At 71.1% G+C, this 25403-nt stretch carries 31 protein-coding genes and 1 pseudogene; 15 read left to right on the top strand and 17 right to left on the bottom strand.

The window, feature by feature from the left end; translation table 11 throughout:
• Positions 1 to 24: 24 nt before the first annotated feature.
• The 6 genes and pseudogenes from AV521_RS10705 to AV521_RS10680 all read right to left on the bottom strand — a co-directional run bounded on the left by AV521_RS10705 (position 25) and on the right by AV521_RS10680 (position 7614).
• Positions 25 to 657 carry an RraA family protein gene (locus tag AV521_RS10705; RefSeq protein WP_076086971.1) on the bottom strand — a complete coding sequence of 211 codons (633 nt, stop codon included), beginning with the start codon at positions 655 to 657 and terminating at the stop codon, positions 25 to 27.
• Positions 658 to 675: 18 nt separating this feature from the next.
• Positions 676 to 2732 (bottom strand): annotated as a pseudogene (locus AV521_RS10700) (AAA family ATPase).
• Between the two features lie 50 nt (positions 2733 to 2782).
• Complete coding sequence (locus AV521_RS10695; RefSeq protein WP_076086969.1) at positions 2783 to 3397, bottom strand: TetR family transcriptional regulator; 615 nt, start codon at positions 3395 to 3397, stop codon at positions 2783 to 2785.
• A gap of 9 nt (positions 3398 to 3406) precedes the next feature.
• Complete coding sequence (locus AV521_RS10690) at positions 3407 to 5686, bottom strand: phosphotransferase family protein (protein ID WP_076086966.1); 2280 nt, start codon at positions 5684 to 5686, stop codon at positions 3407 to 3409.
• A 312-nt stretch (positions 5687 to 5998) separates the two neighbouring features.
• The gene (locus tag AV521_RS10685; protein ID WP_256725498.1) at positions 5999 to 6733 is read right to left on the bottom strand and encodes an HAD family hydrolase; all 735 of its coding nucleotides are present in this window, start codon (positions 6731 to 6733) and stop codon (positions 5999 to 6001) included.
• Complete coding sequence (locus AV521_RS10680; RefSeq protein ID WP_179022987.1) at positions 6733 to 7614, bottom strand: GntR family transcriptional regulator; 882 nt, start codon at positions 7612 to 7614, stop codon at positions 6733 to 6735. Before AV521_RS10680 ends, AV521_RS10685 begins: the two co-directional genes overlap by 1 nt.
• Positions 7615 to 7747: 133 nt before the next feature.
• Between AV521_RS10680 and AV521_RS49215 the strand changes: the two genes are divergently transcribed.
• Entirely contained in the window at positions 7748 to 7915 is a 168-nt protein-coding gene (locus tag AV521_RS49215) for a hypothetical protein (protein WP_179022985.1), read from the top strand.
• On the opposite strand, the gene AV521_RS10675 is transcribed toward AV521_RS49215, so the two are convergent.
• Positions 7910 to 8815, bottom strand: coding sequence for a winged helix-turn-helix domain-containing protein (locus AV521_RS10675; protein ID WP_076086960.1), 906 nt, complete (start codon positions 8813 to 8815; stop codon positions 7910 to 7912). The two genes, AV521_RS49215 and AV521_RS10675, sit on opposite strands and share 6 nt — an antisense overlap.
• Before the next feature lie 479 nt (positions 8816 to 9294).
• On the bottom strand, positions 9295 to 9858 hold the full coding sequence (locus tag AV521_RS10670) for an aerial mycelium formation protein (protein ID WP_076087429.1): 564 nt from the start codon (positions 9856 to 9858) through the stop codon (positions 9295 to 9297).
• A gap of 366 nt (positions 9859 to 10224) precedes the next feature.
• Here AV521_RS10670 and dtd point away from each other — a divergent pair, with 366 nt between their 5' ends.
• On the top strand, positions 10225 to 10650 hold the full coding sequence (gene dtd / locus AV521_RS10665) for a D-aminoacyl-tRNA deacylase (RefSeq protein WP_076087427.1): 426 nt from the start codon (positions 10225 to 10227) through the stop codon (positions 10648 to 10650).
• 92 nt (positions 10651 to 10742) lie between these two features.
• Here dtd and AV521_RS10660 read toward each other — a convergent pair whose 3' ends face one another.
• From AV521_RS10660 to AV521_RS10650, 3 genes are all read right to left on the bottom strand, one after another.
• The gene (locus AV521_RS10660; protein ID WP_076086957.1) at positions 10743 to 11708 is read right to left on the bottom strand and encodes a folate-binding protein YgfZ; all 966 of its coding nucleotides are present in this window, start codon (positions 11706 to 11708) and stop codon (positions 10743 to 10745) included.
• A gap of 9 nt (positions 11709 to 11717) precedes the next feature.
• The gene (locus AV521_RS10655; RefSeq protein ID WP_076086954.1) at positions 11718 to 12155 is read right to left on the bottom strand and encodes a Fur family transcriptional regulator; all 438 of its coding nucleotides are present in this window, start codon (positions 12153 to 12155) and stop codon (positions 11718 to 11720) included.
• A 143-nt stretch (positions 12156 to 12298) separates the two neighbouring features.
• Positions 12299 to 12874, bottom strand: a complete 576-nt coding sequence (locus tag AV521_RS10650; RefSeq protein WP_076086951.1) for an FABP family protein — start codon at positions 12872 to 12874, stop codon at positions 12299 to 12301.
• A 332-nt stretch (positions 12875 to 13206) separates the two neighbouring features.
• On the opposite strand from AV521_RS10650, the gene AV521_RS48615 reads away from it, so the two are divergent.
• Positions 13207 to 13401 carry a hypothetical protein gene (locus AV521_RS48615; RefSeq protein ID WP_143658591.1) on the top strand — a complete coding sequence of 65 codons (195 nt, stop codon included), beginning with the start codon at positions 13207 to 13209 and terminating at the stop codon, positions 13399 to 13401.
• A gap of 8 nt (positions 13402 to 13409) precedes the next feature.
• On the opposite strand, the gene AV521_RS10645 is transcribed toward AV521_RS48615, so the two are convergent.
• Together AV521_RS10645 and AV521_RS10640 are read right to left on the bottom strand one after the other, a co-directional pair.
• Positions 13410 to 13580 carry a DUF397 domain-containing protein gene (locus AV521_RS10645; RefSeq protein WP_305965156.1) on the bottom strand — a complete coding sequence of 57 codons (171 nt, stop codon included), beginning with the start codon at positions 13578 to 13580 and terminating at the stop codon, positions 13410 to 13412.
• 11 nt (positions 13581 to 13591) lie between these two features.
• Complete coding sequence (locus AV521_RS10640) at positions 13592 to 14428, bottom strand: helix-turn-helix transcriptional regulator (RefSeq protein ID WP_076086945.1); 837 nt, start codon at positions 14426 to 14428, stop codon at positions 13592 to 13594.
• A 169-nt stretch (positions 14429 to 14597) separates the two neighbouring features.
• Between AV521_RS10640 and AV521_RS10635 the strand changes: the two genes are divergently transcribed.
• The 3 genes from AV521_RS10635 to AV521_RS10625 are packed head-to-tail and all read left to right on the top strand — an operon-like array spanning position 14598 to position 15603.
• Entirely contained in the window at positions 14598 to 15002 is a 405-nt protein-coding gene (locus tag AV521_RS10635; protein ID WP_076086942.1) for a hypothetical protein, read from the top strand.
• Entirely contained in the window at positions 14999 to 15244 is a 246-nt protein-coding gene (locus AV521_RS10630; protein ID WP_076086939.1) for a hypothetical protein, read from the top strand. Before AV521_RS10635 ends, AV521_RS10630 begins: the two co-directional genes overlap by 4 nt.
• Complete coding sequence (locus tag AV521_RS10625; RefSeq protein ID WP_076086936.1) at positions 15241 to 15603, top strand: DsrE family protein; 363 nt, start codon at positions 15241 to 15243, stop codon at positions 15601 to 15603. Before AV521_RS10630 ends, AV521_RS10625 begins: the two co-directional genes overlap by 4 nt.
• On the opposite strand, the gene AV521_RS10620 is transcribed toward AV521_RS10625, so the two are convergent.
• Positions 15597 to 15860, bottom strand: a complete 264-nt coding sequence (locus AV521_RS10620; RefSeq protein ID WP_076086933.1) for a DUF3099 domain-containing protein — start codon at positions 15858 to 15860, stop codon at positions 15597 to 15599. The genes AV521_RS10625 and AV521_RS10620 overlap by 7 nt on opposite strands.
• Before the next feature lie 119 nt (positions 15861 to 15979).
• On the opposite strand from AV521_RS10620, the gene AV521_RS10615 reads away from it, so the two are divergent.
• From AV521_RS10615 to AV521_RS10600, 4 genes are all read left to right on the top strand, one after another.
• Positions 15980 to 16717 carry a DUF2993 domain-containing protein gene (locus AV521_RS10615; RefSeq protein ID WP_076086930.1) on the top strand — a complete coding sequence of 246 codons (738 nt, stop codon included), beginning with the start codon at positions 15980 to 15982 and terminating at the stop codon, positions 16715 to 16717.
• Positions 16718 to 16936: 219 nt separating this feature from the next.
• Entirely contained in the window at positions 16937 to 17017 is an 81-nt protein-coding gene (locus tag AV521_RS52635; protein WP_350751515.1) for an Ms5788A family Cys-rich leader peptide, read from the top strand.
• A 123-nt stretch (positions 17018 to 17140) separates the two neighbouring features.
• A complete protein-coding gene (locus tag AV521_RS10605; protein ID WP_076086927.1) occupies positions 17141 to 17980 on the top strand; it encodes a sulfurtransferase in 840 nt (279 codons plus the stop codon).
• Positions 17981 to 18008: 28 nt separating this feature from the next.
• Positions 18009 to 18296: a DUF1416 domain-containing protein gene (locus AV521_RS10600; RefSeq protein ID WP_076086924.1), complete on the top strand. Its 288-nt coding sequence runs from the start codon at positions 18009 to 18011 to the stop codon at positions 18294 to 18296.
• Positions 18297 to 18584: 288 nt separating this feature from the next.
• On the opposite strand, the gene AV521_RS10595 is transcribed toward AV521_RS10600, so the two are convergent.
• The 3 genes from AV521_RS10595 to AV521_RS10585 all read right to left on the bottom strand — a co-directional run bounded on the left by AV521_RS10595 (position 18585) and on the right by AV521_RS10585 (position 20979).
• A complete protein-coding gene (locus tag AV521_RS10595; RefSeq protein WP_076086921.1) occupies positions 18585 to 19802 on the bottom strand; it encodes a hypothetical protein in 1218 nt (405 codons plus the stop codon).
• 4 nt (positions 19803 to 19806) lie between these two features.
• Positions 19807 to 20061, bottom strand: a complete 255-nt coding sequence (locus AV521_RS10590; RefSeq protein ID WP_023549185.1) for a MoaD/ThiS family protein — start codon at positions 20059 to 20061, stop codon at positions 19807 to 19809.
• A 66-nt stretch (positions 20062 to 20127) separates the two neighbouring features.
• Positions 20128 to 20979 carry a S9 family peptidase gene (locus AV521_RS10585; RefSeq protein WP_107480868.1) on the bottom strand — a complete coding sequence of 284 codons (852 nt, stop codon included), beginning with the start codon at positions 20977 to 20979 and terminating at the stop codon, positions 20128 to 20130.
• A 182-nt stretch (positions 20980 to 21161) separates the two neighbouring features.
• On the opposite strand from AV521_RS10585, the gene AV521_RS10580 reads away from it, so the two are divergent.
• From AV521_RS10580 to AV521_RS10560, 5 genes are all read left to right on the top strand, one after another.
• Positions 21162 to 21962, top strand: coding sequence for a response regulator transcription factor (locus tag AV521_RS10580; protein ID WP_076086915.1), 801 nt, complete (start codon positions 21162 to 21164; stop codon positions 21960 to 21962).
• 97 nt (positions 21963 to 22059) lie between these two features.
• Positions 22060 to 23085 (top strand): LacI family DNA-binding transcriptional regulator, encoded by a 1026-nt coding sequence (locus AV521_RS10575; RefSeq protein WP_076086912.1) that lies wholly within the window; start codon positions 22060 to 22062, stop codon positions 23083 to 23085.
• A gap of 105 nt (positions 23086 to 23190) precedes the next feature.
• Positions 23191 to 24225, top strand: a complete 1035-nt coding sequence (locus AV521_RS10570) for a S1C family serine protease (RefSeq protein WP_076086909.1) — start codon at positions 23191 to 23193, stop codon at positions 24223 to 24225.
• A 31-nt stretch (positions 24226 to 24256) separates the two neighbouring features.
• Positions 24257 to 24517, top strand: coding sequence for a hypothetical protein (locus AV521_RS10565; RefSeq protein WP_076086906.1), 261 nt, complete (start codon positions 24257 to 24259; stop codon positions 24515 to 24517).
• Positions 24518 to 24643: 126 nt separating this feature from the next.
• Entirely contained in the window at positions 24644 to 25378 is a 735-nt protein-coding gene (locus AV521_RS10560; protein ID WP_076086903.1) for a response regulator transcription factor, read from the top strand.
• Positions 25379 to 25403: the final 25 nt, after the last annotated feature.

Raw genomic sequence — 25403 nt, 5'->3', positions numbered from 1 at the left:
ACCCCCGGCCCGCCCCGACGCCGGTCAGCCCTCGAAGCCCCCCGCCGCCAGCAACTCGTCGATCCGCTCCCGGTGGGCCTTCTCCCAGTCGTCCAGGGTCTGTTCGGCCTCCCCGGCGAGCTTGGCCCGAGCCCCCCGCAGCACCTCCTCCGCGCGCCCGCCCGGCACCACGACCACCCCCTCCTCGTCCGCCACGACCACGTCCCCGGACTCCACCCGGACGCCCCCGCAGCGCACGGGCTCGTTCAGCGGCCGTACCGCCTTCTTGGCGCCGGGGACCGGGATGATGCCGCGGGCGAAGACGGGGAACGCCGACTCGCGGACCTCGGCGAGGTCGCGGATCAGGCCGTCGGCGACGAACGCCGTCACTCCTCGGCGCTGGGCGACCGCGCACACGTTGCCCCCGGCCAGCGCGTAGTCGAGGTCGCCGGACTCGACCACGATGACCGAGCCGGGCGCGGCACGGTGGACGGCCGCGTGCAGCATGAGGTTGTCGCCGGGCGGGCAGCTGACGGTGAACGCCGGTCCGGCGACACGCGGTACGGGCTCCCACAGGGGCCGTATCCCGATGTCCATGACCTGCTCGCGGCCGAGCAGGTCGGCGAGCGTGGTGGTGGGGACTCCCTGGAACGCGGCGAAGTTCTCGATGTCGGTCATGGCCGCACGCTACCGGCGTCAGAACGGCAGCGGGCGGGCATGGACGATGTCCAGACGGGACACCGCCCGGGTCAGGACCACGTACAGCCGGTGCGCGCCCCGCTCCTCCGCCTCCGCGACGGCGGCCGGTTCCACGGCGACGACATGGTCGTACTCCAGACCCTTGGCCAGGGTCGCGGGGACGAGCGTCACGCGGGCGCCCAGCTCGTCCGGGCCGGCCGGGTCGAGGCCGGCCGCCGTCAGCGCCTGTCGTACGCCGGCCACCTCCGCGTCCGCCGCCACGACGCCCACCGAGCCCTCGTGGGAGAGTGCCTCGCGTACGGCGGTCACCGTCGTGCCGGGCACGTCGTCGGTGGGGCGCACCCTCAACTCACCGTCCCTGCGCGCAGGGAGTTGGCCGGGGGAACGGACACCTCCAGGCGGGGCAGCAGGCGGTTGGACAGCTCCATGACGGCCGCCGGGACCCGGAAACCGGTGGTCAGCGGCACCACCGCCGCGTCCGGCCGGCCGAGGTGGCGCAGCTGGACCGACCAGTCGCGGGCGGCCCACGCGGTCGTGCCCTGGGCGAGGTCGCCGAGGACGGTCAGCGAGCCGAAGGCGGCTCGGCGGGCGATCGCCCGGCACTCCATCGGCGAGAGGTCCTGCGCCTCGTCCACGACGATGTGGCCGTAGCCCTCGGGGTGTTCGACGAGTCCGGACAGCTCGTCCAGGAGGACCAGGTCGGCGGCCGACCAGCGGGCGGACCTGTACGAGCGCGGCGGGCGGGGCCACACCAGCGCCGCCTGCTCCTCCTCGCCCAGCAGACCCTCCGCCGCCCGCGCCAACGCCCCCGCATCGGTGAGGAGTTGGGCCAGCACTTCCTCGGGGCGGACCTTCGGCCAGACCAGGTCGAGGTGCTCGGTGAGCGGCCGGGCCCGTTCGATGCGGCGCACCCAGGCGGCGGGCAGGACGCCGGAGCGCCGTTCGGCCCGCTCGCGCAGCCGCCGAACCACCCGGGTGCGCACCCGCTCGCGGCCGATGGCGTACGGCGGCTGTTCGGCGCGCACCTCGGCGACGAGGGCGGCGAGTTCGGCGGCGGGCACCCGCCAGCGGCAGGAGCCGTCCGGTACGGCGAGGTCGGTCACGCCGTCGGTGGTGACGTGGGCGTACAGCGCCCGGCGCAGCACCTCGGCCATCCGGGCGTCGTGCTTGAGCACGGCCGTGTCCGCCGGGTCCGTGGCGGTGGCCGGGTGCCGGGCGATCTCTGCCAGGAGGGTGGACTGGCGATAGCCCCCGTCGGCCGCTCCGCCATGGGCGGTCTCGCCGAGCGAGGGCAGCACCTCGGCGATGTAGTGGAGGAAGGTGGGGTTGGGGCCGAGGATGAGCAGCCCGGAGCGCTGGAGCCGCTTGCGGTGGGTGTAGAGGAGGTACGCGGCGCGGTGCAGGCCGACGGCGGTCTTGCCGGTGCCGGGCGCGCCCTGGACGCACACCGAGTCGGTGAGGGCGGCGCGGACCAGGTCGTCCTGCTCGGGCTGGATCGTTGCGGCGATGTCCCGCATGGGTCCGACGCGGGGCCGTTCGATCTCGCGGGCCACGATGTCGCTGGTCCGCGACTCGCCCCGGCTCAGGTGCTCGTCCTCCAGGCCGGTGAGGTCGGTGGCGGCGCCGGTGCTGCCGGGCGCCCAGCCGAACCGGCGCCGCACCTCCACACCCTGTGGATCGCGGGCGCTCGCCTGGTAGAAGGCGCGGGAGACCGGCGCCCGCCAGTCGACCACGAGCGGTGGGGCCGCCGGGTCCTCGGTGATCCGCAGCCGGCCGACGTGGTAGTGCTGCCCGCCGTGTCCGGGGGCGCCGTCGGCGAAGTCCAGCCGGCCGAAGAACAGCGGGCCGGGCGGGAGTTCGCGCATCGCCTTGGCCTGGCTGCGCAAGCGGAAGCCGAGCACTTCGGCGTCGGCTCCGGATGCGGAGACGTCCTCGCCGATGACGACCTGTTCGGCGGCGCCCTCGATCATCGCGGCGAGGGCGGCACGGCAGCGGTCGTGGTGGGCGCGCTCGGCGTGGAGGGTGCCGACGAGGGCGGGGTCGATGGGCGTCATGCCGACAGCGTACCGCCATAGCGTTACCGAGTTAAATTTTTAACCCGATCTCACGTATGGGTTCCCAGACCGGGAAGCCCCTGCGACAGCCGCCCGAAGGCTCGCTCGGCCGCCCGTACCGCGTCCGGCCTCACCTCCTCCACGCCCTCCCCCGCCGCGATCCGCCGGAAGTTCTCCAGCGCGAGGATCCGCTGGACGGCGATGATCTGCCCGGCTGCCAGCCGCGCGTCCAGATCCCCGCCGAGCGCCTCGGCGAGCGCCGCCTCGGACCGCTCCTGATGCCGGTACGCCCGCGCCACCAGGGACGGGGTGCCGTAGAGCAGGGCGTGGAAGGCGAGCACCTGCGGGTGGTCGTTGAGCCCGGTGACCGGATCGCTGCGCTCCAGCCCGGCGAGGAAGTGCCGGCGCAGCGCGTCCACCGGGTCGGCCGCGCCGGCGACCACCCGCGCGGCCTCCGCCTCGTGGTCCGCGATCCGGTGCAGGACCAGGTCCTCCTTGGCCGGGAAGTACCGGAAGAGGGTCGGCTTGGAGATCCCGGCCGCCGCCGCGATCTCGGCCACGGACACCGCGTCGAAGCCCCGCTCCAGGAACAGCCGTACGGCGATGTCCGACACGTCCTGGTACATCTGCTGCTTCTTGCGCTCGCGCAGCCCCATCTCACCCATGAGGGGAGCCTACGCAGCGCCGCCCGGGCGGGTGGGCCGGACCAGGGCGTGCGTGAGGCACGGATCGGTCCGGCGCCGGGACGACAGCCCCAGCGAGGCGGTGGCCGACGCCAGGGTCATGGCGTACGACTCCACCGCGCGGCGGACATTGGGGGCGTCCAGGCTCGCGCCGGTGACCAGCCGGTCCAGGTCGACGTAGGCGGAGCGGACGATCTCGATCCACCGGTACACCCGCCAGTCCTCCCGCCAGTTCTCGGTGCACCGGGCGGGCAGCCGGCGCTCCCAGCGCTGGAACATGCGGTCGCGGATCTCCGGCCGGGTCGGGGTCAGATGCATGTGCCGGACCAGCTCGTACAGCGGGTCGCCGACCACGGCCAGCTCCCAGTCGATGAGGGTCAGCGCCGGCGGGCCGTCGCGGCGCACCAGGTTCCAGGGGTTGAGGTCGCCGTGCAGCAGGGCCGCGGCGCGGTCGGTGACCTCGTGCCGGGCGAGGATCTCGCGCAGCCGGGGCGCGTCGGGCAGACCCAGGAAACGGGCCACCTGCTGGGACTCCTTGGGCAGTCCGGCCACCAGGGCCACGAGCTGGTCGCTCAGCCAGGCGTAGAAGCCGGTCCGGCCGCCCACCGGGTCGACCAGGGTGTAGTCGACCCCGGTCAGCGCGGCCAGCTGGTCGACCAGGCCGTCCGCCTCGTGCGGGAGCAGCCCGTGCACCGGGTGCTCGGGCCGCCGGCGGACGTCGGGCGGGCCCTCGTAGGTGTGGATGGCGAAGCGGTCCCCGGAGTAGGTCCGGATGCCAAAGAGGTCCTTCGAGTGACTCTCGCCCAGTGCCAGCACCCGCGGCGCGGCCACCGCCGCCCCGGACCGCTCGATGGCCCGCAGTACGCCGTGCTCGCTGAGGAAGCTGCGTTCGCGCCGGGTGACGTGGGTGACCTTGCGGCGGACGACGACCGGGAACGGGGTGCCGGGGACCCGCAGCACCGAGGTGAGGTGCGCGGTGCCCTTGAACACCCGGTGGGCCGGGGCCGCGCCCTCCAGGATCAGGGCGTCGGCGACGGCGGAGTGGGGGAAGTCCGGGTGTTCCGGGACACGCCGGTCCGGCGTCCAGTCGATGGCCCGGGCGACCGGCGACCGGCCCGCCCCGCCGTGGGCCGGCGCCGCGGCGCCGGTGCCGGGCCCCAGGGAGGCCCGCCAGCGGAACAGGATCCGCTCGATCTCCTCCCGTCCCGGCACCCGGCCCAGCCGCAGCGGCTCCGCCGCCGCCAGCACGGCCCGGTGCACCCGTGCCGTCGCCTCGTCCAGGCTCTCCTGGTCGAAGGACTCCTCCAGCGACTGCGCGGCCCGCATCACGTCGGGGTACACGGACTGGGCCCGTTCGAAGGCGACGTAGTGGCGCAGGTCCCGGCCCACGCCGCCCACCGCGGCCGGCCGCACCCCGCCCATGGCGCGCACCCACGCCGCGACGACCTCGTCCCACTGGTGGTCCGGGTAGCGCATCCGGACCAGGTGGACGGCGAGGTCGTGCAGCGGATCGCCGTAGCCGGCCAGCTCCCAGTCCACACAGACCGGGGGCGCGTCATCGCCGTACGGCATGATCACGTTGTCGCGGTGCAGGTCGGCGTGGAGCAGGCTGTAGGGGCGGCGGGACATGGCGGGGATGCGCTCGGCCAGCCGGGCCAGGGCGTCCTCGGGGATGCCGAGAGTGGCGAACAGGCCCCCGAAACGGCGCCAGTTGGGCTTGCGGATCTGCTCGTCCGCCAGGCGGGCCAGGGTCTGCAGGAAGCCCTGGCTGTCGGTGTGGTTGCGGGGCCACGGGGACGGCAGGGGCGGCAGCGCGGCGCCGCGCACCTGGGCCGTCCGGGCGAGCAGGTCCGCGAGCGCCCCGATCAGCAGGCTGTCGACCGGCTTGCCGGCCCGGCAGACGCTGGACAGCGGTACGCCGTCCACATGGCTGTGGATGGCGTAGCCGGGTCCCTCGGCCAGGCACTCGGGGACGCCGGGCAGCACGCCCCTGACGGCCCGCAGGATCTCCGCCTCGCTCCGCCAGGTCCGGATCACCACCGGCAGGGCGTCGGCGCGCGGCAGCCGTACGGTCACGACGGTGCCGGGCTCACGGCCGAGCAGCCGGGCCATGGGCTCGGTGAGCGGCAGTACATGGTTCTGGTGATGGAAACCGCCGCTGGTGCGCCCCCGCGCGGCGGCCTGAGCCAGGAACGCCCGGCAGACGGCGTCGGGCAGCGCCCGGCCGGCACGCGCCCCGGCCGTGTCGCGGGGGACGGATGGTGCGCCCACTGGCCGCTCCGGGGGGTCGATCGCGCTGCGCTGGAGGGGGACGAGACGGGTCGGGTCAGGTCGGGGAAACGCTATCTCCCCGCATGACGGACGACACGATGTGAGGCCGGACGAGCAGCCCAACGGGTGGTCTGCCACTCGTCTACGCCAAGCCGGCAGAGGCCGGCTCGTGCGCCGGCCCCGACGCGCGGACCCGAGCGGTCACTCGGACGGTTGGGCCGGATGCTATCCCATGCGGGCCGCTGTCCCGTGCCGGCTGCCGTCCCCTGCGGACTGCCGTCCCCGGTCGGCCGAGCCGGGGCTCGACCGCCGTCAGCCGCGCAGTGTCCGCAGCAGCGGCTCCAGGGACGCGACCACGCATCCGGCTCCGGCGTCCCGCAGGAGCTTGCCCTTGCGCTCGTTACGCGCGTAGCCGAGAAACGGAACACCGGCGTTGTTCGCCGCGGCGAGGTCGGAGCCGGAGTCGCCGATCATCAGAGCCGCCGAGGGGGCGCAGCCCATCGCGGTGAGGGCCCGGTTGAGACAGTGCGGGTTGGGCTTGAGGAGGTGCAGGTCGGCCGTGCGGCCGTATATGTGCGAGGCGAAGCAGGAGCTGAGGCCGCGGCCGTCCAGATAGGCGCGGACCACCTTCGGGGAGTTGTTGGTGGTGATGGCCAGCCGGGCGCCGACCGCGGTCCAGGTGCGGATCAGCGGGTCGGCGTAGGGGGTCGGCAACGCGGAGCCGGCGGCGCGCAGTTCCTCCCGGGTGAGACGTTCCTCCAGCTCGGTCACGAGGTCGCTGCCGGGGTGACGGAGGTCCACGGCGCGCAGCACCACGTGCGGGTCCAGCAGTTCGCGTTCGGAGTCGCTGAGCAGGTTGTGCAGCCCGTGCCCGGCCAGCCAGTCCACCAGCCCGGCGGCGACCCGTTCCGCCTTGTGCCGCGCGAACAGACGGCAGATCGGTCCGTCGAAGTCCCACAGGATCACCCGGGCAGGTTCGATCAGATCCCGTAGCTTCTCGATCTCGTTCGCACTCGGTTCGGTCTGCGCCGTCGCATCAGAAGTCACTAGGAGAGTGTCAGGTCCGTCGTGATGGTTTCCCAGAGGGCGTCGAACCACTTCTGCGATTGCTCCACGAACGCCGCGTCCCGCTGACCGGCCCGCTGCTCGAAGGAGAACAGCAGCGACTCGGAGCCGAGGGTGTCGTACATCTCCAGCGTCCCGCGGTCGGTGGGCTCGGCGCGGCGCGTGACCATGTAGTGCGCGAACAGCGCCTCGGCGCCGTTGAGCAGATACAGCTTGACCGGCGGGGTGAACGGCAGCGCCCGGAAGGTGACCTGGACGTCGATGCCGTGGGTGCCGCGCAGCGCCTGGAGGTTGTACTGCAGCACCTGGCCCTGGGCGTTGCGCATGGCCAGCCAGCGCTGGTGGACGGCGTCGTCCTCCGCGCTGCCGGCGTCGACCGACACCGGGAAGGCGAGGTTGATGTCGCGGGACGGCAGCAGGATGCGGGCGTCGATCCGCTCGGGACGCAGCCGGCCCTCGTGGACCAGGCGCAGCGCCTCGCCGAGCGCCGGGATCAGGCTCTGCGCGGTCAGGCAGACGGCGTCGATGCGCACGTGCCGGGCGGCGAAGGCCTCCGTCAGCCGGGGGGCGAGGGCCACCATGGTCGGCTGCGGTTCGTCCCGGGCGGGCTGCGGCTCGGCGACCCGGGGCGGGCTGCCCTTGCTGACGTTGCTGAGCAGCCCGTCCTCCTGGAGCACGCGCAGCGCCTGGCGTACGGCACCCCGCTCGACCGCGAACTCCTCGGCCAGCTCGGCCTGGGTCGGCAGCCGCTCGCCCGGCCGCAGCGCGCCGCTGCGGATGCGTTCGCGCAGGGTGCCGGCGATCTCCTGGGGCGTGAGCCTTCTGCTGCCGTTCACTGCCACATGCTCCTGAGTCACGACCAAACGCTACAACTCTGGTCCATCTAAGGGGAGTTGCCCGAAAGTTGTTTATGAGATGAGACCAAGCGGGGACAACTTAAGTGAAGTTGGTTGCCAACTTTAGCAAGTTGGTCAATCTTCGAAAGGGGGAATCGCCATGCCCGCTCTTGCCTTCCTCGTCGAGCAACTCGTCCAGTGGAAGTACGGTGCCGCCGGCGGCGTCGGCATGCTCCTGCTCTCGGTCGGCATCAAGACCAGGAGCCAGAGGACCGCCTCCGCCGGAGCCGTCCTGCTCGCCGTGCTCCTGGCGGGGCCCGTGCTATGAACTGAGCAGCAGTTCCGAACTGATCGTCTCCCACAGCGCGTCGAACCACAGCCGCGACTGCTCCACGAACGCGGCGTCCCGCTGACCGGCCCGCCGCTCGAAGGCGAACAGCATCGAGCGGGTGCCGTCGGCGTCGTACAGCTCCAGGTGCTCGTGCTCGATCTCCCGCTCGCGGCGCAGCAGCGTGTAGTACGCGAACAGCGCCTCCGAGCCGTTGAGCAGATACAGCTTGACCGGCGGGGTGAAGGGCAGGGCACGGAAGGAGACGTGTACGTCGACGCCGTGCGTGGCGTACAGAGCCAGCAGATTCTGCCGCAGCACCATGCCCTGGGCGTTGCGCTGGGCCAGCCAGCGGCGGTGCAGCAGACCGCCGTCGTCGGCCACCGGGGCCGGGAAGGCGAGGTCGATGTCCCGGCTGGGCAGCAGCACCCGGACGTCGATCTTGGCCGGTTTCAGCCGTCCCGCGTGGATCTGCCGGAGTGGCTCGCCGACGGCCATCGTCAGCGAGACCGAGGTCAGGCAGAGCGCGTCGATCCGCACGTGAGGGGCGGCGAAGGCGTCCGCTATACGGGGCGCGAGGCCGACCATCGTGGGCTGCGGCGGGGCCGCCGGACCGGCCGGCAGCCGCACCGGTGCGGGCACCGACGCCACGGTGGCCGGACTGCCCTTGGACACGTTGGTGAGCAGTTGCTCCGTCTGCAGGATGCGCAGTGCCTGCCGTACGACCCCGCGCTCCACTCCGAACTCCTCGGCCAGCTCGGCCTGCGTGGGCATGCGCTGACCCGCCCGCAGCACACCGGACCTGATCCGGCCGCGCAGTGCGTCGGCGATGTCGCGAGGGGATGCGTGAGGCCGCCGTGACCTCGTCCGTCCACCGACGGAGGCGTGCTCCGGGTCCACGGACGAACACTACAACTTCCCGCCAAGTTCCGGCAGTTCACCGGCAGCTGGTTATGAGTCGCCTCCCAACGGAGATAAGTACAGTGAAGTTGGCTACCAACTTGTACAACATGGTCAAGCTTCCCAGTGGTTGGTCGGCCGGGCTCCCTTCCGGAGGGGAGCCGGGAGCCCGGGCAGGGGACGGCCACCGAAGCGCACAGACACAACTGAACACCACATGGCACAGCCACAACTGAACACGGCACAGCACAGCCACAACTGAAGAGCACGCTACGGATGAACAGTCAACGCGTCGCCGGAGGAAGGGCTTCAGAAGATGTCCGGGCACCATGGCCGCCCGGACGAGCGGAACAGGGCGTCGGCCTGCCGGGCGGCGCCCTCTCGTTCTTCCCGGAGCCGGCCGAGCGCCGCCGGCCGCACCGGCGACTCCCCACCGAGCCAGATGGACGCCGACTTTCCCACGCCCGGAACCGCCCCCCTCAGATCAGCAGGTCGTCCACCTGGGCCTCGCCCACCCGGTAGCGGCGGGCGATCTCCGCGCTGGAGTCGTCGGCCGTGCGCTGCAGATGCTGGCGGCGCCGGGAGACCTCCTGCTCGTACCGGACCAACCGCCCCATCGCGCTGGTCAGTTCGAGATCCGTACGCGCCTGGAGATCGCTCAGCTCGACCTCGGCGAGCATCTCGGTGGCCAGCTGCCGGTACTCCTCGTTGTGCGGGGTGCCGAGCGTGACATGGCGGGCCGAGGAGCGGTGCCGGGCCGGGGCGTCCTTGAGGATTTCCGGGAGCCGGTCGACCACGGAGCCGTCCGCCGGCGCCGGCAGGGAGGCCCGGCCGCGCCGGCACAGCTCCGCGCGCAGGATGTCGATCCGGCCCTGCAGCAGCCGCCGCACATAGCTGAGGTCCGCCTCGTCGCGCTGGGCGTCGCGGCGCAGGGTGCGCAGCTCGGGCAGGCTCAGCAGGGCCAGATCCGGCTCCGGCGGCTGCGCGGGCAGACTCAGCAGGACCGGGTCGTGCTCGGCGGGCGCCGCCGGCAGACTCAGCAGGGCCGGATCGGACTCAGCAGGCGCCGCCGGCAGACTCAGCAGGGCCGGATCGGACTCAGCAGGCGGCGCCGGCAGACTCAGCAGGGCCGGATCGGACTCGGCCGGCGGCGCGGGCAGCGTCGCGCCCGCCGGAGTGTCGGCGCGCTGGACAGGCGCCCGGTACGTCCCCTGCGCCCCCAGCCACCCGCTGGTACTAGGTGTGCTCATGTGCTTCTGACCGTCCCCTCGACCGGCGTGTGCAAGCATCGTGCCACCCCAACTGGCCGCTATGTGACCGAGTGCCCCCGAACGGCCCCAGATGGGGGGTTAGAGATCTATATTGGACCCCCTGTATCCGCGTGCCGGTGACCCGGCATGATGGTCCGCATGCGTGCGGTGGTGCAGAGAGTGGACGGCGCGAGTGTCGTCGTGGACGGCGAGACGGTCGGTGCGATCGAGGGCGAGGGGCTGTGCGTGCTCGTCGGGGTGACCCACGAGGACACCAAGGAGAAGGCGGCACAGCTGGCCCGCAAGCTCTGGTCGATCCGCATGCTGCAGGACGAGAAGTCGTGCAGCGACATCGACGCCCCGCTGCTGGTGATCAGCCAGTTCACCCTGTACGGCGACGCGCGCAAGGGCCGCCGGCCCACCTGGAACGCGGCCGCGCCCGGTGATGTCGCCGAGCCGCTGGTGGACGAGGTGGTCGCCCAGCTGCGGGGGTTGGGCGCGACAGTGGCGACGGGCCGCTTCGGCGCCCGGATGCGGGTGTCTCTGACGAACGACGGCCCGTTCACGGTGCTGCTGGAGATCTAGTTCCTCAAGGGGCGCGGGGAACTGCGCGACCAGCCACGACGGGCCCGCAGTCAGGCGACGGCCCGCGCCCCCGACGGCACCGCCTCGCAGAGCTACGGCTCGACCACGACCTCCTGCGCCGCCGCAGTCTCTCCGGCGAGGAGCCTCGCATCGAGCGGCACATTCCGCTTGACCAGTGCCAGAGCCACCGGCCCCAGCTCATGGTGTCGTACCGACGTCGTCACGAAGCCGATCTTGCGGCCGTCCGGCCCCTCGTCCGCGACGCGGATCTCCGTGCCGGGGACCGGGAGGTGGACGTCGCTGCCGTCCAGGTGGAGGAAGACCAGCCGGCGCGGGGGCTTGCCCAGGTTCTGGACCCGGGCGACCGTCTCCTGACCCCGGTAGCAGCCCTTCTGCAGATGCACCGCCGTACCGATCCAGCCCAGCTCGTGCGGGATGGTCCGGTGGTCGGTCTCGAAGCCGAGCCGGGGCCGGTGCTGCTCGACGCGGAGCGCCTCGTGGGCGAGGAGACCCGCGGCCGGCCCGTGCGTGGCCGCGAAGGACTCCAGGTCCTCGCGCGGCAGGAACAGATCACGGCCGTACGCCGTCTCGCGGACCACGACGCCCTCGGGCACCTCGGCGATCGAACCGGCGGGCAGATGGACGACGGCGAAGTCGGCGGTCCGGTCGGCGACCTCCACCCGGTAGAAGAACTTCATCGACTCCAGGTACGCGATCAGCGCGCCCTGCGTACCGGGCTCCACGTGCGCCCAGACGGTCGTCCCGTCGTCCACCAGGTACAGCGCGTGCTCGATGTGCCCGTGGGCGGACAGGATCAGCGCCTCGGTGGCCTCGCCGGCCGGCAGCTCGCTGACGTGCTGGGTGAGCAGCAGATGCAGCCAGCTCAGCCGGTCCTCGCCGGAGACGGTGACGACTCCCCGGTGGGAGAGGTCGACGAAACCGGTGCCGTCGGCGAGGGCGCGCTGCTCGCGGAACAGGTCGCCGTAGTGGGCGGCGACACCTTCGTCCACACCCTCGGCGGGAACGGCGCCGGGCAGGGACAGCAAGGGGCTCTTCATACAGCCACCCTACGACGTGGTAGTTGAACTCTTCAGCGAACAGTCCTTGCACCGGCCGAAGATCGCGAAGTGCTTCATGTCGGTGTCGAAGCCGAACTGTGCGCGGAGCTTCGCCGTGAACTCGGCGGCGACCTCCACATCGGCCTCGATCACGTTCTCGCAGTCGCGGCACACCAGGTGCAGATGGTGGTGGCGGTCGGCGAGGTGGTACGTCGGCGCACCGTGCCCGAGGTGGGCGTGGCTGACCAGGCCCAGCTCCTCCAGCAGCTCAAGGGTCCGGTAGACCGTGGAGATGTTGACCCCCGACGCCGTCTTCCGCACCTCCACGAGGATGTCGTCGGGCGTCGCGTGCTCAAGGGTGTCCACGGCTTCGAGGACAAGCTGGCGCTGCGGCGTCAGCCGGTAGCCGCGCTGTCTGAGGTCGCTCTTCCAGTCGGTGCTCACCACACCGGAAAGTCTAGGTCCGTCGGGCCGCTCACGGCATCGCCCGGCCCACCCACCCTCCGGTGAGGTTCTGCACGGCCGATCCGTCGATGTCGCCGAGCTTCGTGCCCAGCGCCGACGGCGTCCGGACGATGCCGGGAGGGTGCCTACTTGAAGAAGGCGATGCCGTCGTCCGGCATGTCGTCGGGCAGGGCCTTGGCCCAGCGCTCGACGTCCTCCGGGGTGACGACCTTCTTCAGGTGGGCCGACATGTAGGGACGCAGCTCGACCTCGGGGGTCTGCTTCTCGCCGACCCACATCAGGTCGCTCTTCACATACCCGTAGAGCCGCTTGCCCCCGTTGTACGGCTGCGAGGCGGCCGTCCGCGCGACCGCGTCCGTGACCAGGTCGATCTGCGGCTTCTTGTCGGCCATCTCGCCGTACCAGATCTCGATGACACCGTCGTCGCGGGTCATCGTCACCTCGACCTTGCGGTCGGCGTCGATCCGCCAGAAGCCGGACTCCGACTCCAGCGCGCGGAGCTTGTTGCCGTCCTTGTCCAGCACCCAGGTGTGCGAGTGGTACTCCAGGAAGTCCCGGCCGTCGTGGGTGAAGCTGACCTCCTGCCCGAAGTTGCACTTCTCCGAGCCGGGGAAGTCATGCACGCCCGCACCGGCCCAGTTGCCGAGCAAGAAGGCGAGCGGGACGAGGTCCTTGTGCAGGTCGGACGGGATCTCGATCATGAGAGGAAAGCTTTCCTAGGTATGGGTCAGCGCTGGCCCTGGTACAGCTTCTTCACGGTCAGCCCGGCGAAGGCGAGCACACCGACGCAGACCAGGACCAGCAGGGTTTCGAAGAATGCTTCCACGGGTGCTCCTTGAGCGAGGGCGGGCATACGACAGAGCCGGGGCCCAGCTTACGCGGCCGGGGGCGGGCTCTCTTGACGAGGTGGGCCGACCAGGGGCCCGGCCGCCCGCCTCGGGGCCGCACCGCCATTCGGCCCGCCCGGCTCGCCCCGGGTCCGGCCGGCACCGAACCTTGATCCAGGTTCGACCCCGAGATCGGAGAGAAGAGCATGCTCAAGGTGCTGCGAACGATGGCGACGGGGGTAGCTGCCGGTCTGTTGCTGGCGGTCACGTCGACTACTGCCCACGCCCAGAACACCGGCTACGTGGAACACGCCCCCAATCCCGGCACCGATCGTTCTGCGGCCCTGTCAGACGTCACAGACCTGGTGGGCACCCCGCTGAATGCCAGAGTCTTCGGCTGAGCCCCTGGTCACCCCCGCTTGACTCCCTCGACAAATGCGGACCAGGCGCCCGCGCCGAAGAGGAGGGGGGTGCGGGTGGTGTCCTTGCTGTCCCGGACGGGGACGAGGGGGAGGTTGTCGGCGACCTCGACGCACTCGCCGCCGCTCGTGTTGCTGTAGCTGCTCTTGCGCCAGGTCACGCCGCTCAGTTTTATGGCTCGCACGGCATTTCCTCCAACATCCGCAGGATGAACTTGCGCGACTCGGCCGGTGACAGCGCCAGGTCACGCATCGCATCGTACCTACGCTGTAGCAGCTCAACTGAGGTGTCTTCTTCGACGAGTTCACCGCGCAGGTCGTTTTCGGAATAGGCGACCGTCCGACCGCCCGGTAGCCGCAGGAACATCACGGCGGTGTTCATCAAGCCGTGGGGGCCAGCACTGAACGGCAGCACCTGGAGGGTGATGTTCGGGCGCTCAGCGGCCTCCACCAGGTTCTCCAACTGATCCCGCCACGCCTTCTCGTCGCGCAGCGACGTACGCAGCACGGCCTCGGAGAGGATGACGCGGAACAGCGGTGGGTCGTCGCCCTCCAGCAGCTGCCGTCGCCCCACGCGTGCCTCGACCTGTTGCTCCAGTTCAGGGCCCTTGATCCAACCCACGGCAAGCGCCTCGCGTGCGTACCCGGCCGTCTGGAGCAGGCCCGGCGGTGCGCTCACGGCGTAGTGCCACAGACTGATCGCCTCCGCCTCCAGCAGCATGTACCGCCGGTACTGCTCCCTGAACTGCGTCGGATCCGCCGCCGCCAGCTCCCACATCGCCAACAGCAACCCCGGCGTCCCGTAGTGCTGGTCCAGCGCCTGTACGACCTCGGGGCTGCCCAGCGTCCGCCCGCTCTCCATCTTCCCGAACTGCGAGGCGTCCCAGCCGACTTCCTCAGCCAGCTTCCGCAGGCTTAAGCCCCGCTCGGTCCGCAGGAGCCGCAACTCCTCGGTGAACCGCACCCTCGGCTCCTGGCTGCGTCCCGTGACCACCCTTCGCTGCGGCATCGCGCTCCCCGGCTGTGGAATTTGTGGAATTTGAAGGGCCTGGTGTTGAAGTTGGGCCTCTCAACAGCCCAAACGCCCCTTCCATGCGCCATGCTCGAAGCACACGAACACGCAGCGTAGTCCAACGCTCGCTCTGCGCACAGGTGTTCATGGAAAGGAGCTGACCCCGATGACAACGAAGTCGGAGCCCCTCGAACCCGGATCCCTCCTCTACGACCCGGCGACCAGCCAGGTCGGCGAGTACCGGGACAAGTCAGGCCCGTACGCGATGCTGCGCCCCGTCGGCGGCGGCAGGGAGTGGCAGGCCGACCCGGCCTCGCTGCGCCCCGCCACGCGTGGGGAGCGGCTGAGCGCCGAGGTGCGGGCGACGAACCGGCACACCCGCGCGGCCGGTGCGAGCGCTCCGCCGGACCCCGAGGACCTAAGTCGCCCGCCCCGGCCGATCCCCGGCTGCCCGGCCTGCGCGGAGCTTGCCGGGCGCAGGCAGACCGCCCGCGCCGAGTACGACCGCAGCGCCGAGACCGACGCGAACGTCCTGCTGCGCCAGCACCAGCGGAAGGAGCATCAGGCATGACGGGGCTGCCGTATGAGGAGTGCAAGCGGCGGCAGGCAATGGGGCGTACGCCTCGGGATCGGGAATTCGTCCAGCCCGCGTACGCGCTGCCGCCCTTCCACCCGTATTTCGCCGAGCAGGCCCGGCAGAGACAGCGCCCGCGGCGCAGGGTCGACGGGGCCGTCGTCAGCGGCGCGCTCACCGTGTTGTGTCTCGCCACGCTGATCGTCACCGTCGTCGCCGCGGCTACGCTGCCTTTATGACCAAGAAGCTCGTGATCAAGGTGACGGCCGGCGCCGATGCGCCCGAGCGTTGCTCGCAGGCCTTCACCGTGGCGGCGGTGGCCGTGGCCAGCGGTGTCGAGGTGTCCCTGTGGCTGACCGGGGAGTCGTCCTGGTTCGCGCTGCCGGGGCGGGCGGCGGAGTTCGAGCTGCCGCACGCCGCACCGCTGCCGGATCTGATCGAGTCGATCCTCTCCGCCGGGCGGATCACGCTGTGCACGCAGTGCGCGGCCCGGCGGGAGATCACCGAGAAGGACGTCATCGAGGGCGTACGGATCGCGGGCGCCCAGGTCTTCGTACAGGAGGCACTGGCGGACGGGACGCAGGCGCTCGTCTACTGACGCGGGCGCTTCTTGCCGTCCAGTTCGTCCCACCACTCGTCGGACTGGGGATCGCCGGAGGGGTCGTCCCACCAGCGGTCCTCCGGGCCCCGCCGGTTCGCGACCATCGCGGCGACGGGCGGGATCAGCATGGCCACCAGGCACATGCCGACGGCCGCCGGGACCGACCAGATGCGTACAACTCCCCAGGCCAGGACGAAGAGCCCGATGCAGGTCCCCATCATGGCGAAGTAGATGTGCCGCCGCCGCGCGTACATAAGACCAGGGTAGGTCCGGAGTTCCCTGTCACAACTGATCCACAATCACCGCCCCCGCCCGTCCCGCGGAGTTACCGTGACGTAGCCACACCAGTCTCCGCCCCGGGGGGAAACACCACATGCGCGCCCTGCGAATACTCCTGATCCTCGTCGTGATCCTGGGCGGGCTGTTCGTGATCGCGGACCGGGTCGCCGTGCACTTCGCCGAGGGGGAGGCGGCCGACAAGCTGAAGTCGACGCAGAACCTCGCGTCGACGCCGGATGTGAACATCAAGGGGTTCCCCTTCCTCACCCAGGTCGCGGGCGGGTCGCTCGACGACGTCGAGGTCGGGATCAAGGACTACGAGGCCGCGACCGGGACCGCCGGGAAGACGATCCGGATCGACGACCTGAAGGCCGACATGAAGGGCGTCTCCTTCTCCGGGAACTACAGCTCGGCCACCGCGGACAGCGCCACCGGCAGCGCGACGATCTCGTACTCCGAGCTGATGAAGACCGCCAAGTCCCAGCCGACCGAGGTCGCCCCCGGGATCACGGCCCGGATCGTCGGCCTCTCCGACGGCGGCAACGGCAAGATCAAGGTCATGATCGAGGGCACCATCGCCGCCCTGGGGATCAAGCACACGGTGCCGGTGCTCAGCTCGGTGACCGTCGAGAACGACAAGGTGCAGGTCCACGCCGACTCGCTGCCCAGGCTCGGTGCCGCCGCGATCGCCGACAGCCGCATCCGCGAGATCACCGACTTCCAGCAGGCCGTCGACCAGCTGCCCGGCGGCATCAAGCTGGACAAGGTGCAGGCCGCGGCGAATGGTGTGGAGATCACGGTGAAGGGTTCCGACGTCAAGCTGGCGGGGTAACCGGTACCGGGTAACCGGGTGGAAGCAGCGGCTGTGGACGGCGATTGTCCGACTGGCGAGACAGCGTCGTCCGTAACGTAGATACAAGACCCGTAAGAGCGCTCGGCAGGTCGCGCGACGGCCGCCGGGCGCTTTTCTCATCCCGCTATACGGACGATCGTGTCTCGTCATGTGACACACCGGTGACACGCCCGCCCGGACGTCCCTACGATCGAGCCCATGAAGCGACAGGCGGATCTCACGAAGCGGCGGGCAGTGGACCTGTGCCGCGTTGCCGCCATGCTCTGTCGCCCCTTCTGAGCGAAAGTCCGCGACTTCCGCATCTCACCCCCTGCCCTGCTGGAAGGGCACCCGTGCGCCGTCCGCGCGCACACCCCTCTCTACTCGCACGCCCTGCCGCAACTGCCCCGGAGGAGAAAGAGCATGAGCCGCAGCGACGTCCTCGTCGACGCCGACTGGGTCCAGGAGAACCTGGACAACCCCAACATCGCGATCGTGGAGGTGGACGAAGACACGTCCGCCTACGAGAAGAACCACATCAGGAACGCGATCCGTATCGACTGGACCAAGGACCTGCAGGACCCGGTCCGCCGCGACTTCATCGACCAGGCCGGCTTCGAGAAGCTCCTGTCGGCGAAGGGCATCGCCAACGACACCCTGGTGATCCTCTACGGCGGCAACAACAACTGGTTCGCGTCGTACGCCTACTGGTACTTCAAGCTCTACGGCCACGACAGCGTCAAGCTTCTCGACGGCGGCCGCAAGAAGTGGGAACTGGACGCCCGCGAGCTGGTCGAGGAGGTCCCGGAGCGCGCCGAGACCACCTACAAGGCCAAGCCGCAGAACACCGCCATCCGCGCCTTCCGTGACGACGTCGTCGCCGCGATCGGCTCGCACAACCTGGTCGACGTGCGCTCGCCCGACGAGTTCTCCGGCAAGCTGCTCGCCCCGGCACACCTGCCGCAGGAGCAGTCGCAGCGTCCGGGGCACGTCCCGAGCGCGAAGAACATCCCGTGGTCGAAGAACGCCAACGACGACGGCACGTTCAAGTCGGACGAGGACCTGAAGGCCCTCTACGCCGAGGAGGACGTGGACCTCGCCAAGGACACGATCGCCTACTGCCGCATCGGTGAGCGCTCGGCCCTGACCTGGTTCGTGCTGCACGAGCTGCTCGGCGTCGAGAACGTGAAGAACTACGACGGTTCCTGGACCGAGTACGGCTCCCTCGTCGGCGTGCCGATCGAGCTCGGCGCCGGCAACTAAGACACCCCACTTCATCAGGAGAAACAGCATGTGTGGAGCGAAGGCCGGCGGTCCGGACGCCTCGACGATCAAGCCCGGTGAGACCACGATCCAGGGTCAGGTGACCCGCGACGGCGAGCCGGTGACGGGCTACGTGCGTCTGCTCGACTCGACCGGCGAGTTCACCGCGGAGGTTCCGACCTCGGCGACCGGTCAGTTCCGGTTCTACGCGGCCGAGGGCACGTGGACCCTGCGGGCGCTGGTGCCGGGTGCGACTGCCGACCGCACGGTCGTCGCCCAGCAGGGTGGCCTGGCCGAGGTTGCCATCGCCATCTAGTGGTTCAGCAGTGACGGGCCGAAGGGCCGTACCCCTGGGGTTGGACGCCAGGTGGGGGTACGGCCCTTCGGCTTCCCTCCATGCCCAAGGCGCCTGGGCCCTGTCGTCGAACTCCCGTCGTCCGCCCGGAGGGCGGGCCCCGCGGCGGCGACGGGAGTGCCCCCGCGCGAGCGAAGCCGAGCGTCGGCGACCGACGGCAACGCGGCAGATGCGCGCGCCGGACGCCGCCGGGCTGGGGGCATCTCCGACGCCCTCAAGGCAGTAGGGAACGGAGTTTGACGACAGGCCCTAGCCCAGGGCGCGCCCCAGTACCCACACCGCCGGGGCCGCCGCCGACAGCGGCAGGGCCACGCCGGCGGTGAAGTGGACGAAGCGGGACGGGTAGTCGTAGCTGGCGACCCGGTGGCCGATCAGGGCGCAGACGCCCGCCGCCACGCCCAGGGCCGCACCCTTCGGGCCCAGCCCCGTCACATCGCCCACTGCGATCCCCGCGCCCGCGGCGGCCAGCAGCGACACCACGATCGAGGCCGGCCCGGGCAGCGGCAGGGCCTTCGCCACGATCGCCACGGCCACCGCCGCCGCGCCCACGGACACCGCGTGCGGGCCGGCGCCCAGATACCCGGTGGCCAGTACCGACAGCGCCGCCGAGACGACGGTCGCCATCAGGCCGTACATCCGCTCGTCCGGCGAGGCGTGCGAACGCAGCTGCAGGACCAGGGACAGCAGGACCCAGACGCCGAGGGGGCCGAGGATCGCGGCGGGCGCGTTGTCGCGGCCCGCGGCCAGAACGGCCACGTCGGCGGCGAGCCCGCCCGCGAACGCCAGCGCGATGCCCTGCCGGGCCGGCCACATGCCGTTCAGCCGGAACCAGCCCGCCGCCGTCACCGCCTGGAGCACCACCAGCGGCACGACCAGCGCGTACGAGGCGACCGGCGCCGTCACCGCCAGCAGCAGGCCCAGCGCCGCGGTCAGCAGCGCCGGCTGCATGCCGGGCTCGATGATCGGCGAACGGCCTTCCAGGCGCGCCCGCTGGGCATCGGTGACCCGGGTGTTGCCGGCGAGCGTGGCGGGTCCGTAGTCCGGCTCGGGCTCCGGTACGGCCTCCGGTGCCGGTGCCGGTGCACGTGTAGCGGGCTGCGGCTGGGGCTGGGGCTGAGCCACCGGCTGGGGCTGGGGAGCCGATGTGTACGGGCCCGCGTACGGCTGCTGCTGTTGGTGGTACTGCCCCTCGTACTGCTGCGGCGGCAGATACGCCGTCTCCGACGCCTGCGCGGGCGTCTGCATCGACGCGTGCGTCTGTGAGTCCCAGGTCTGCCCCTGCCAGTGCTGGGTGAGCTGGGGGTCGTAGCCGGGCTGTTGCTGCCCGTGTCCGGGGTACTGGTCCTGCTGGGGCCACTGCTGCTGGTGCTGATGCTGCTGATAGGGGTCGTAACCCTCGTAGCCCTCGTAGCCCTCGTACGGGTTGCCCTGATAGGGCTGACCGCCCTGATACGGCTGGTCGCTCATCGCCTCACCCTCCTGCGAACGGCGGGAGCACCTCGACCGTGCCGCCCTCGGCCAGCCGTACCGTCTCATGCGCGCGGGTCCCGACGGGGTCACCGTCGATCAGGAAGGAGCATCGCTGCAGCACGCGCGTGAGTTCACCGGGGTGTCGCGCGCGTACGGCGGCCAGCGCGTCGGCGAGCGTGTCCGCGTCGTACGGCTCCTCGGCGACCTGGGCCGCGGCCTTCGCGGCGGCCCAGTAGCGCACCGTGACCTGGGGCATCTCGTTCCTCAATCGGCGGCAAGGGACATCAAAAGACTTCAAAGACAGAGAACAGATGGTGTCAGGCTAGCCCGACCGGGCCACAGCCCAGTCCGCGATCCGGGCGAGCAGCGCGTCGTCCGCCGCGTGCTCCGCGTGGCCCATGCCGGGCTCCACCCACAGTTCCCCGTGGTCACCGGCCGCCTCGGCGAGCATCCGGGGGTGGTCGAGGGGGAAGTAGCCGTCGCGGTCGCCGTGCACGATCAGCAGGGGAGCGGGGGCGATCCCGGGGACCGCCTGCACCGGAGACAGCGGTACCGGGTCCCAGTCGCGGTGGTGGATACGGGTGCGCAGGCCGTAGCGGCCGACCAGGCGGCCCTCGGGGCGGGTGACCAGCCAGTGCAGCCGGCGCATGGGGGCCGTGCCCCGGTAGTACCAGCGGGCGGGGGCGCTGACCGAGACCACCGCGTCCGTCGTGCCGGGGCGCAGGGCCGCGTGGCGCAGGACCACCGAGCCGCCCATGGAGAAACCGACGGTCGCCACGCGCGCGTGGCCGCGGCCGCGGGCCCACTCGACGGCGGCCGCGAGGTCCAGGACCTCCTTGTCGCCGACCGTGGACCGGCCGCCGGAGCGCCCGTGGCCACGGAAGGAGAAGGTGACGACCGCGCCGTAACGGCGCAGCACGCCCGCCACCCGTCGTACATGCGGACGGTCCACGTCCCCGGTGAAGCCATGCGCGACGACGAACACGAGACCACGGGTGGGTGAACGGCCGACGTCCGGGAGTGTTTCGTATACGAAGGTGCCCGGGTCGTATACGAAATCGATCGGAACCCCGTCGGTGGTGCGCAGAAACGTCCGGATAGGGGCCTGTCTGCCTGTCTCGGGATTCGGACGAACGGTGGAATGCGCCACTTGACCTGCCGGACGGTTCCTCATGTGGGCTATTCTGCTGGGCAGAGGACTCGGGCAGCGAAGCCCCCGGGTCCTTTTGTGCTTTCGGAAGCGTTGTATACGAAGCGGGAAACCTCAGGTGACCGTGGGTGTGTACGGGGCCTTCGGGATCGCAGAGCAGTGCCCGTCCGCACAGTCCTCGCAGGGACCGAGGAGGAACCAGACGTATGAGTTCTCTGCTGCTCCTGACCAACGCCCTCCAGCCGTCTACGGAGGTGCTCCCCGCCCTCGGCCTGCTCCTGCACAACGTGCGGGTCGCCCCGGCGGAGGGCCCCGCCCTCGTCGACACCCCGGGTGCCGACGTCATCCTCGTCGACGGCCGCCGCGACCTGCCACAGGTGCGCAGCCTGTGCCAGCTGCTGCGCTCCACCGGGCCCGGCTGTCCGCTGATCCTCGTCGTCACCGAGGGCGGTCTCGCCGCCGTCACCGCCGACTGGGGCATCGACGACGTGCTCCTCGACACCGCCGGACCGGCGGAGGTGGAGGCGCGGCTGCGGCTGGCCATGGGCCGGCAGCAGATCGTCAACGACGACTCCCCGATGGAGATCCGCAACGGCGACCTGTCCGTGGACGAGGCGACGTACAGCGCGAAACTCAAGGGGCGGGTCCTCGACCTGACCTTCAAGGAGTTCGAGCTGCTGAAGTACCTCGCCCAGCACCCGGGCCGGGTCTTCACCCGCGCCCAGCTGCTGCAGGAGGTGTGGGGCTACGACTACTTCGGCGGCACCCGGACGGTCGACGTGCACGTACGGCGGCTGCGCGCCAAGCTCGGCCCGGAGCACGAATCGCTGATCGGCACCGTACGGAACGTCGGTTATCGATTCGTTACGCCCGAGAAGGCCGACCGGTCCGGCGACAAGACCGACCGGTCCGGCGAGGAGGCCAAGGCCAGGGCGGACCGGGCAAAGGCGGAAGATGCGGACGCCTCCGCCGTGCCGAGCGACGAGGAGATCCACGCAGACGCCTAGCGCATGCATGGAATGGGCTCGGGCGGGGCATTGCTTCCGCACATCCAAGCACTGATACGCCCTGCCCAGAGCGGGTCCATCCGCGTAGACTCCGCGCGTGGCCAAGGTGACTCGGGATGATGTGGCACGGCTGGCTGGGACCTCCACCGCCGTCGTCAGTTATGTCATCAACAACGGACCCCGGCCGGTCGCCCCGGCCACGCGCGAGCGTGTCCTCGCGGCGATCAAGGAACTGGGGTACCGCCCCGACCGGGTCGCCCAGGCGATGGCCTCGCGCCGCACCGACCTCATAGGCCTGATCATCCCGGACGCCCGCCAGCCCTTCTTCGGCGAGATGGCGCACGCGGTCGAACAGGCCGCCTCCGAGCGCGGAAAGATGGTCCTGGTCGGCAACACCGACTACATCGGTGAACGCGAGGTCCACTATCTGCGCGCCTTCCTCGGCATGCGCGTCTCCGGGCTCATCCTCGTCTCCCACGCCCTGAACGATCTGGCCGCCGCCGAGATCGACGCCTGGGACGCCCGGGTGGTGCTGCTGCACGAGCGGCCCGAGGCCATCGACGACGTCGCCGTCGTCACGGACGACCTGGGCGGCGCCCAGCTCGCCGTACGCCATCTGCTGGAGCACGGCTACGAGTACGTCGCCTGTATGGGCGGTACGGCGGAGACACCGGCCGTCGGCGACCCGGTCTCCGACCACGTCGAGGGCTGGAAGCGGGCCATGGCCGAGGCCGGGCTGTCCACCGAGGGCCGGCTGTTCGAGGCCCCGTACAACCGCTACGACGCCTATCGCGTCGCCCTCGACATCCTCTCCGGGCCGCACCGCCCGCCGGCGATCTTCTGCTCCACCGACGACCAGGCGATCGGCCTGCTGCGGGCCGCGCGCGAGCTGCGCCTCGACGTGCCCGGCGAGCTGGCGGTGGCCGGCTTCGACGACATCAAGGAGGCGGCGCTCGCCGACCCGCCGCTGACCACGGTCGCCTCGGACCGCTCGGCGATGGCCCGGGCGGCGGTCGACCTGGTCCTGGACGACGGGCTGCGGGTGCCGGGGTCGCGCCGGGAGCGGCTGAAGACGTTCCCGTCCCGGCTGGTGGTGCGCACGTCCTGCGGCTGCGTGAGCTGAGCGGCCACGGTCCGTCTCCGCCTTTATATCGGGCAAACGAGGTTCTGCCGGGCTTCTCAGCGAGCACTCAGGAAGCTCTCACGTTCGCGGGGGACTCTCTATGACATGACCGAGACCCAGGGCAACGACGCGCAGCAGTACCCGCAGCAGCACTACTACTCCGCTCCCGCTAGCCCCTCCGCTCCCGTGAGCCCCGAGTGGCCGCCCCCGCCGCCGTACGGGCCCCCGACTGCGACGGACGGCATGCCGGCACCCGAGCCGCGGAAGAAGCGCAACCGGGGTCCGGTCGCCCTCCTCGCGGCCGTCGCGATCGTCGCTGCGGCGGTCGGCGGCGGCACCGCGTACGCCTTCCAGGAGCTGACCGGCAAGGACACGGTCGCCGCCGCCGGCACGAGCACCAATGTGGTGCCCTCCAGCAAGAAGGGCAACGTCGCCGCGATCGCCGCCGCGGTCAGCCCGAGCGTGGTCGAGATCCAGGCCACCCTCAGCAGCGGCTCGTCCACCGGCTCCGGCGTGATCATCACCTCGGGCGGCGAGATCGTCACCAACAACCACGTCATCTCCGGCGCGCAGTCCATCAAGGTGCGCACCAGCGACGGCAAGAGCTACACCGCCCAGGTCGTCGGCACCGACAGCTCCAAGGACCTCGCGCTGATCAAGCTGCAGGGCGCCTCCGGTCTGACACCCGCGTCCCTCGGCAACTCGTCGAGCGTCCAGGTCGGCGACTCGGTCGTCGCGATCGGCTCCCCCGAGGGCCTGACCGGCACCGTCACCAGCGGTATCGTCTCCGCCCTCAACCGGGACGTGACCGTCTCCACCGACGAGAACCAGGGTCAGAACCAGGGCGGCGACGGCAACTGGCCGTTCCAGTTCGGCGGCCGTCACTTCAACGGCGACACGGGTTCGTCGACGACGACGTACAAGGCGATCCAGACCGACGCGTCCCTCAACCCCGGCAACTCCGGCGGCGCGCTGATCGACGCGGGCGGCAACGTCATCGGCATCAACTCCGCGATGTACTCGTCGAGTCAGCAGTCCTCGTCGTCCTCGGACGCGGGCAGCATCGGTCTCGGCTTCGCGATCCCCGTCAACACCGTCAAGTCCGACCTGGCCAAGCTGCGGGCGGGCAACAACAGCTAACGCTTCACCCTCAGTCAGCAGGGAGTACGTCATGATCACGAAGGTTTCGCACGAGATCGCCGTCCGCGGCCCCGCCGACATCGTCCTGGCCCTCTCGGTCACCCGGGATCTGCACGCGCCCGTCCCGGCACCCCGCGAGCCCGAGCCGGCCTCCCGCGCACCCAAGCCGGCGCCCCGCGCACCCGAGGTGGCCGCGGCGACGTTCCCGGAACTGATGGGCCTGCGTACCTCCGCCACCCGCAGCCGCCGCCGCAAGGTCCCGCTGAACCGCCTGACCGCGGTCCGGGCCTGACCCCGGCGGTGTGCCTCCCGCCCCGTCCAGGCCCGAGTCCGACGATGTGCCTCCCGGCCCGCCGATCGTGGCAGGCTGAGAGGCACCGTCCGTTCCACCCACCCGCACCCCGAGGAATCGCGAGCGATGAGCCCCGCCGAAGGCGACCGTGACCCCCAGCGCATCCTGATCGTCGACGACGAGCCGGCGGTACGCGAGGCGCTCCAGCGCAGCCTCGCGTTCGACGGGTTCGACACGGAGGTGGCCGTCGACGGCGCGGACGCGCTGGAGAAGGCCACCGTCTACAAGCCGGACCTGGTCGTACTGGACATCCAGATGCCCCGCATGGACGGCCTGACGGCGGCCCGCCGTATCCGCGGCGCCGGCGACACCACCCCGATCCTCATGCTCACGGCCCGCGACACCGTCGGCGACCGGGTCACCGGACTCGACGCGGGCGCCGACGACTACCTGGTCAAGCCCTTCGAGCTGGACGAACTCTTCGCCCGGATCCGAGCACTCCTGCGCCGCAGCTCGTACGCGGCCGCGGTGTCGGCCCAGGCCCAGAAGGACGAGGCACTGACCTTCGCCGACCTGCGCATGGACCTCGCGACCCGCGAGGTCACCCGGGGCGGCCGCCAGGTCGAACTGACCCGCACGGAGTTCACCCTGCTGGAGATGTTCATGGCGCACCCGCGCCAGGTCCTCACCCGCGAGCAGATCCTCAAGGCGGTCTGGGGCTTCGACTTCGAGCCGAGCTCGAACTCCCTGGACGTCTACGTCATGTACCTGCGCCGCAAGACCGAGGCCGGCGGCGAGCCGCGGCTCGTGCACACGGTGCGGGGCGTGGGGTACGTCCTGCGCCAGGGCGGCGCCGAGTGAGCAGGCTGCTGCGGCGCTACCGCGC

It is taken from the genome of Streptomyces sp. IMTB 2501 (assembly GCF_001953885.1).
Taxonomy (GTDB): domain Bacteria; phylum Actinomycetota; class Actinomycetes; order Streptomycetales; family Streptomycetaceae; genus Streptomyces.
This window is presented reverse-complemented; position numbering and strand designations above follow the sequence as displayed.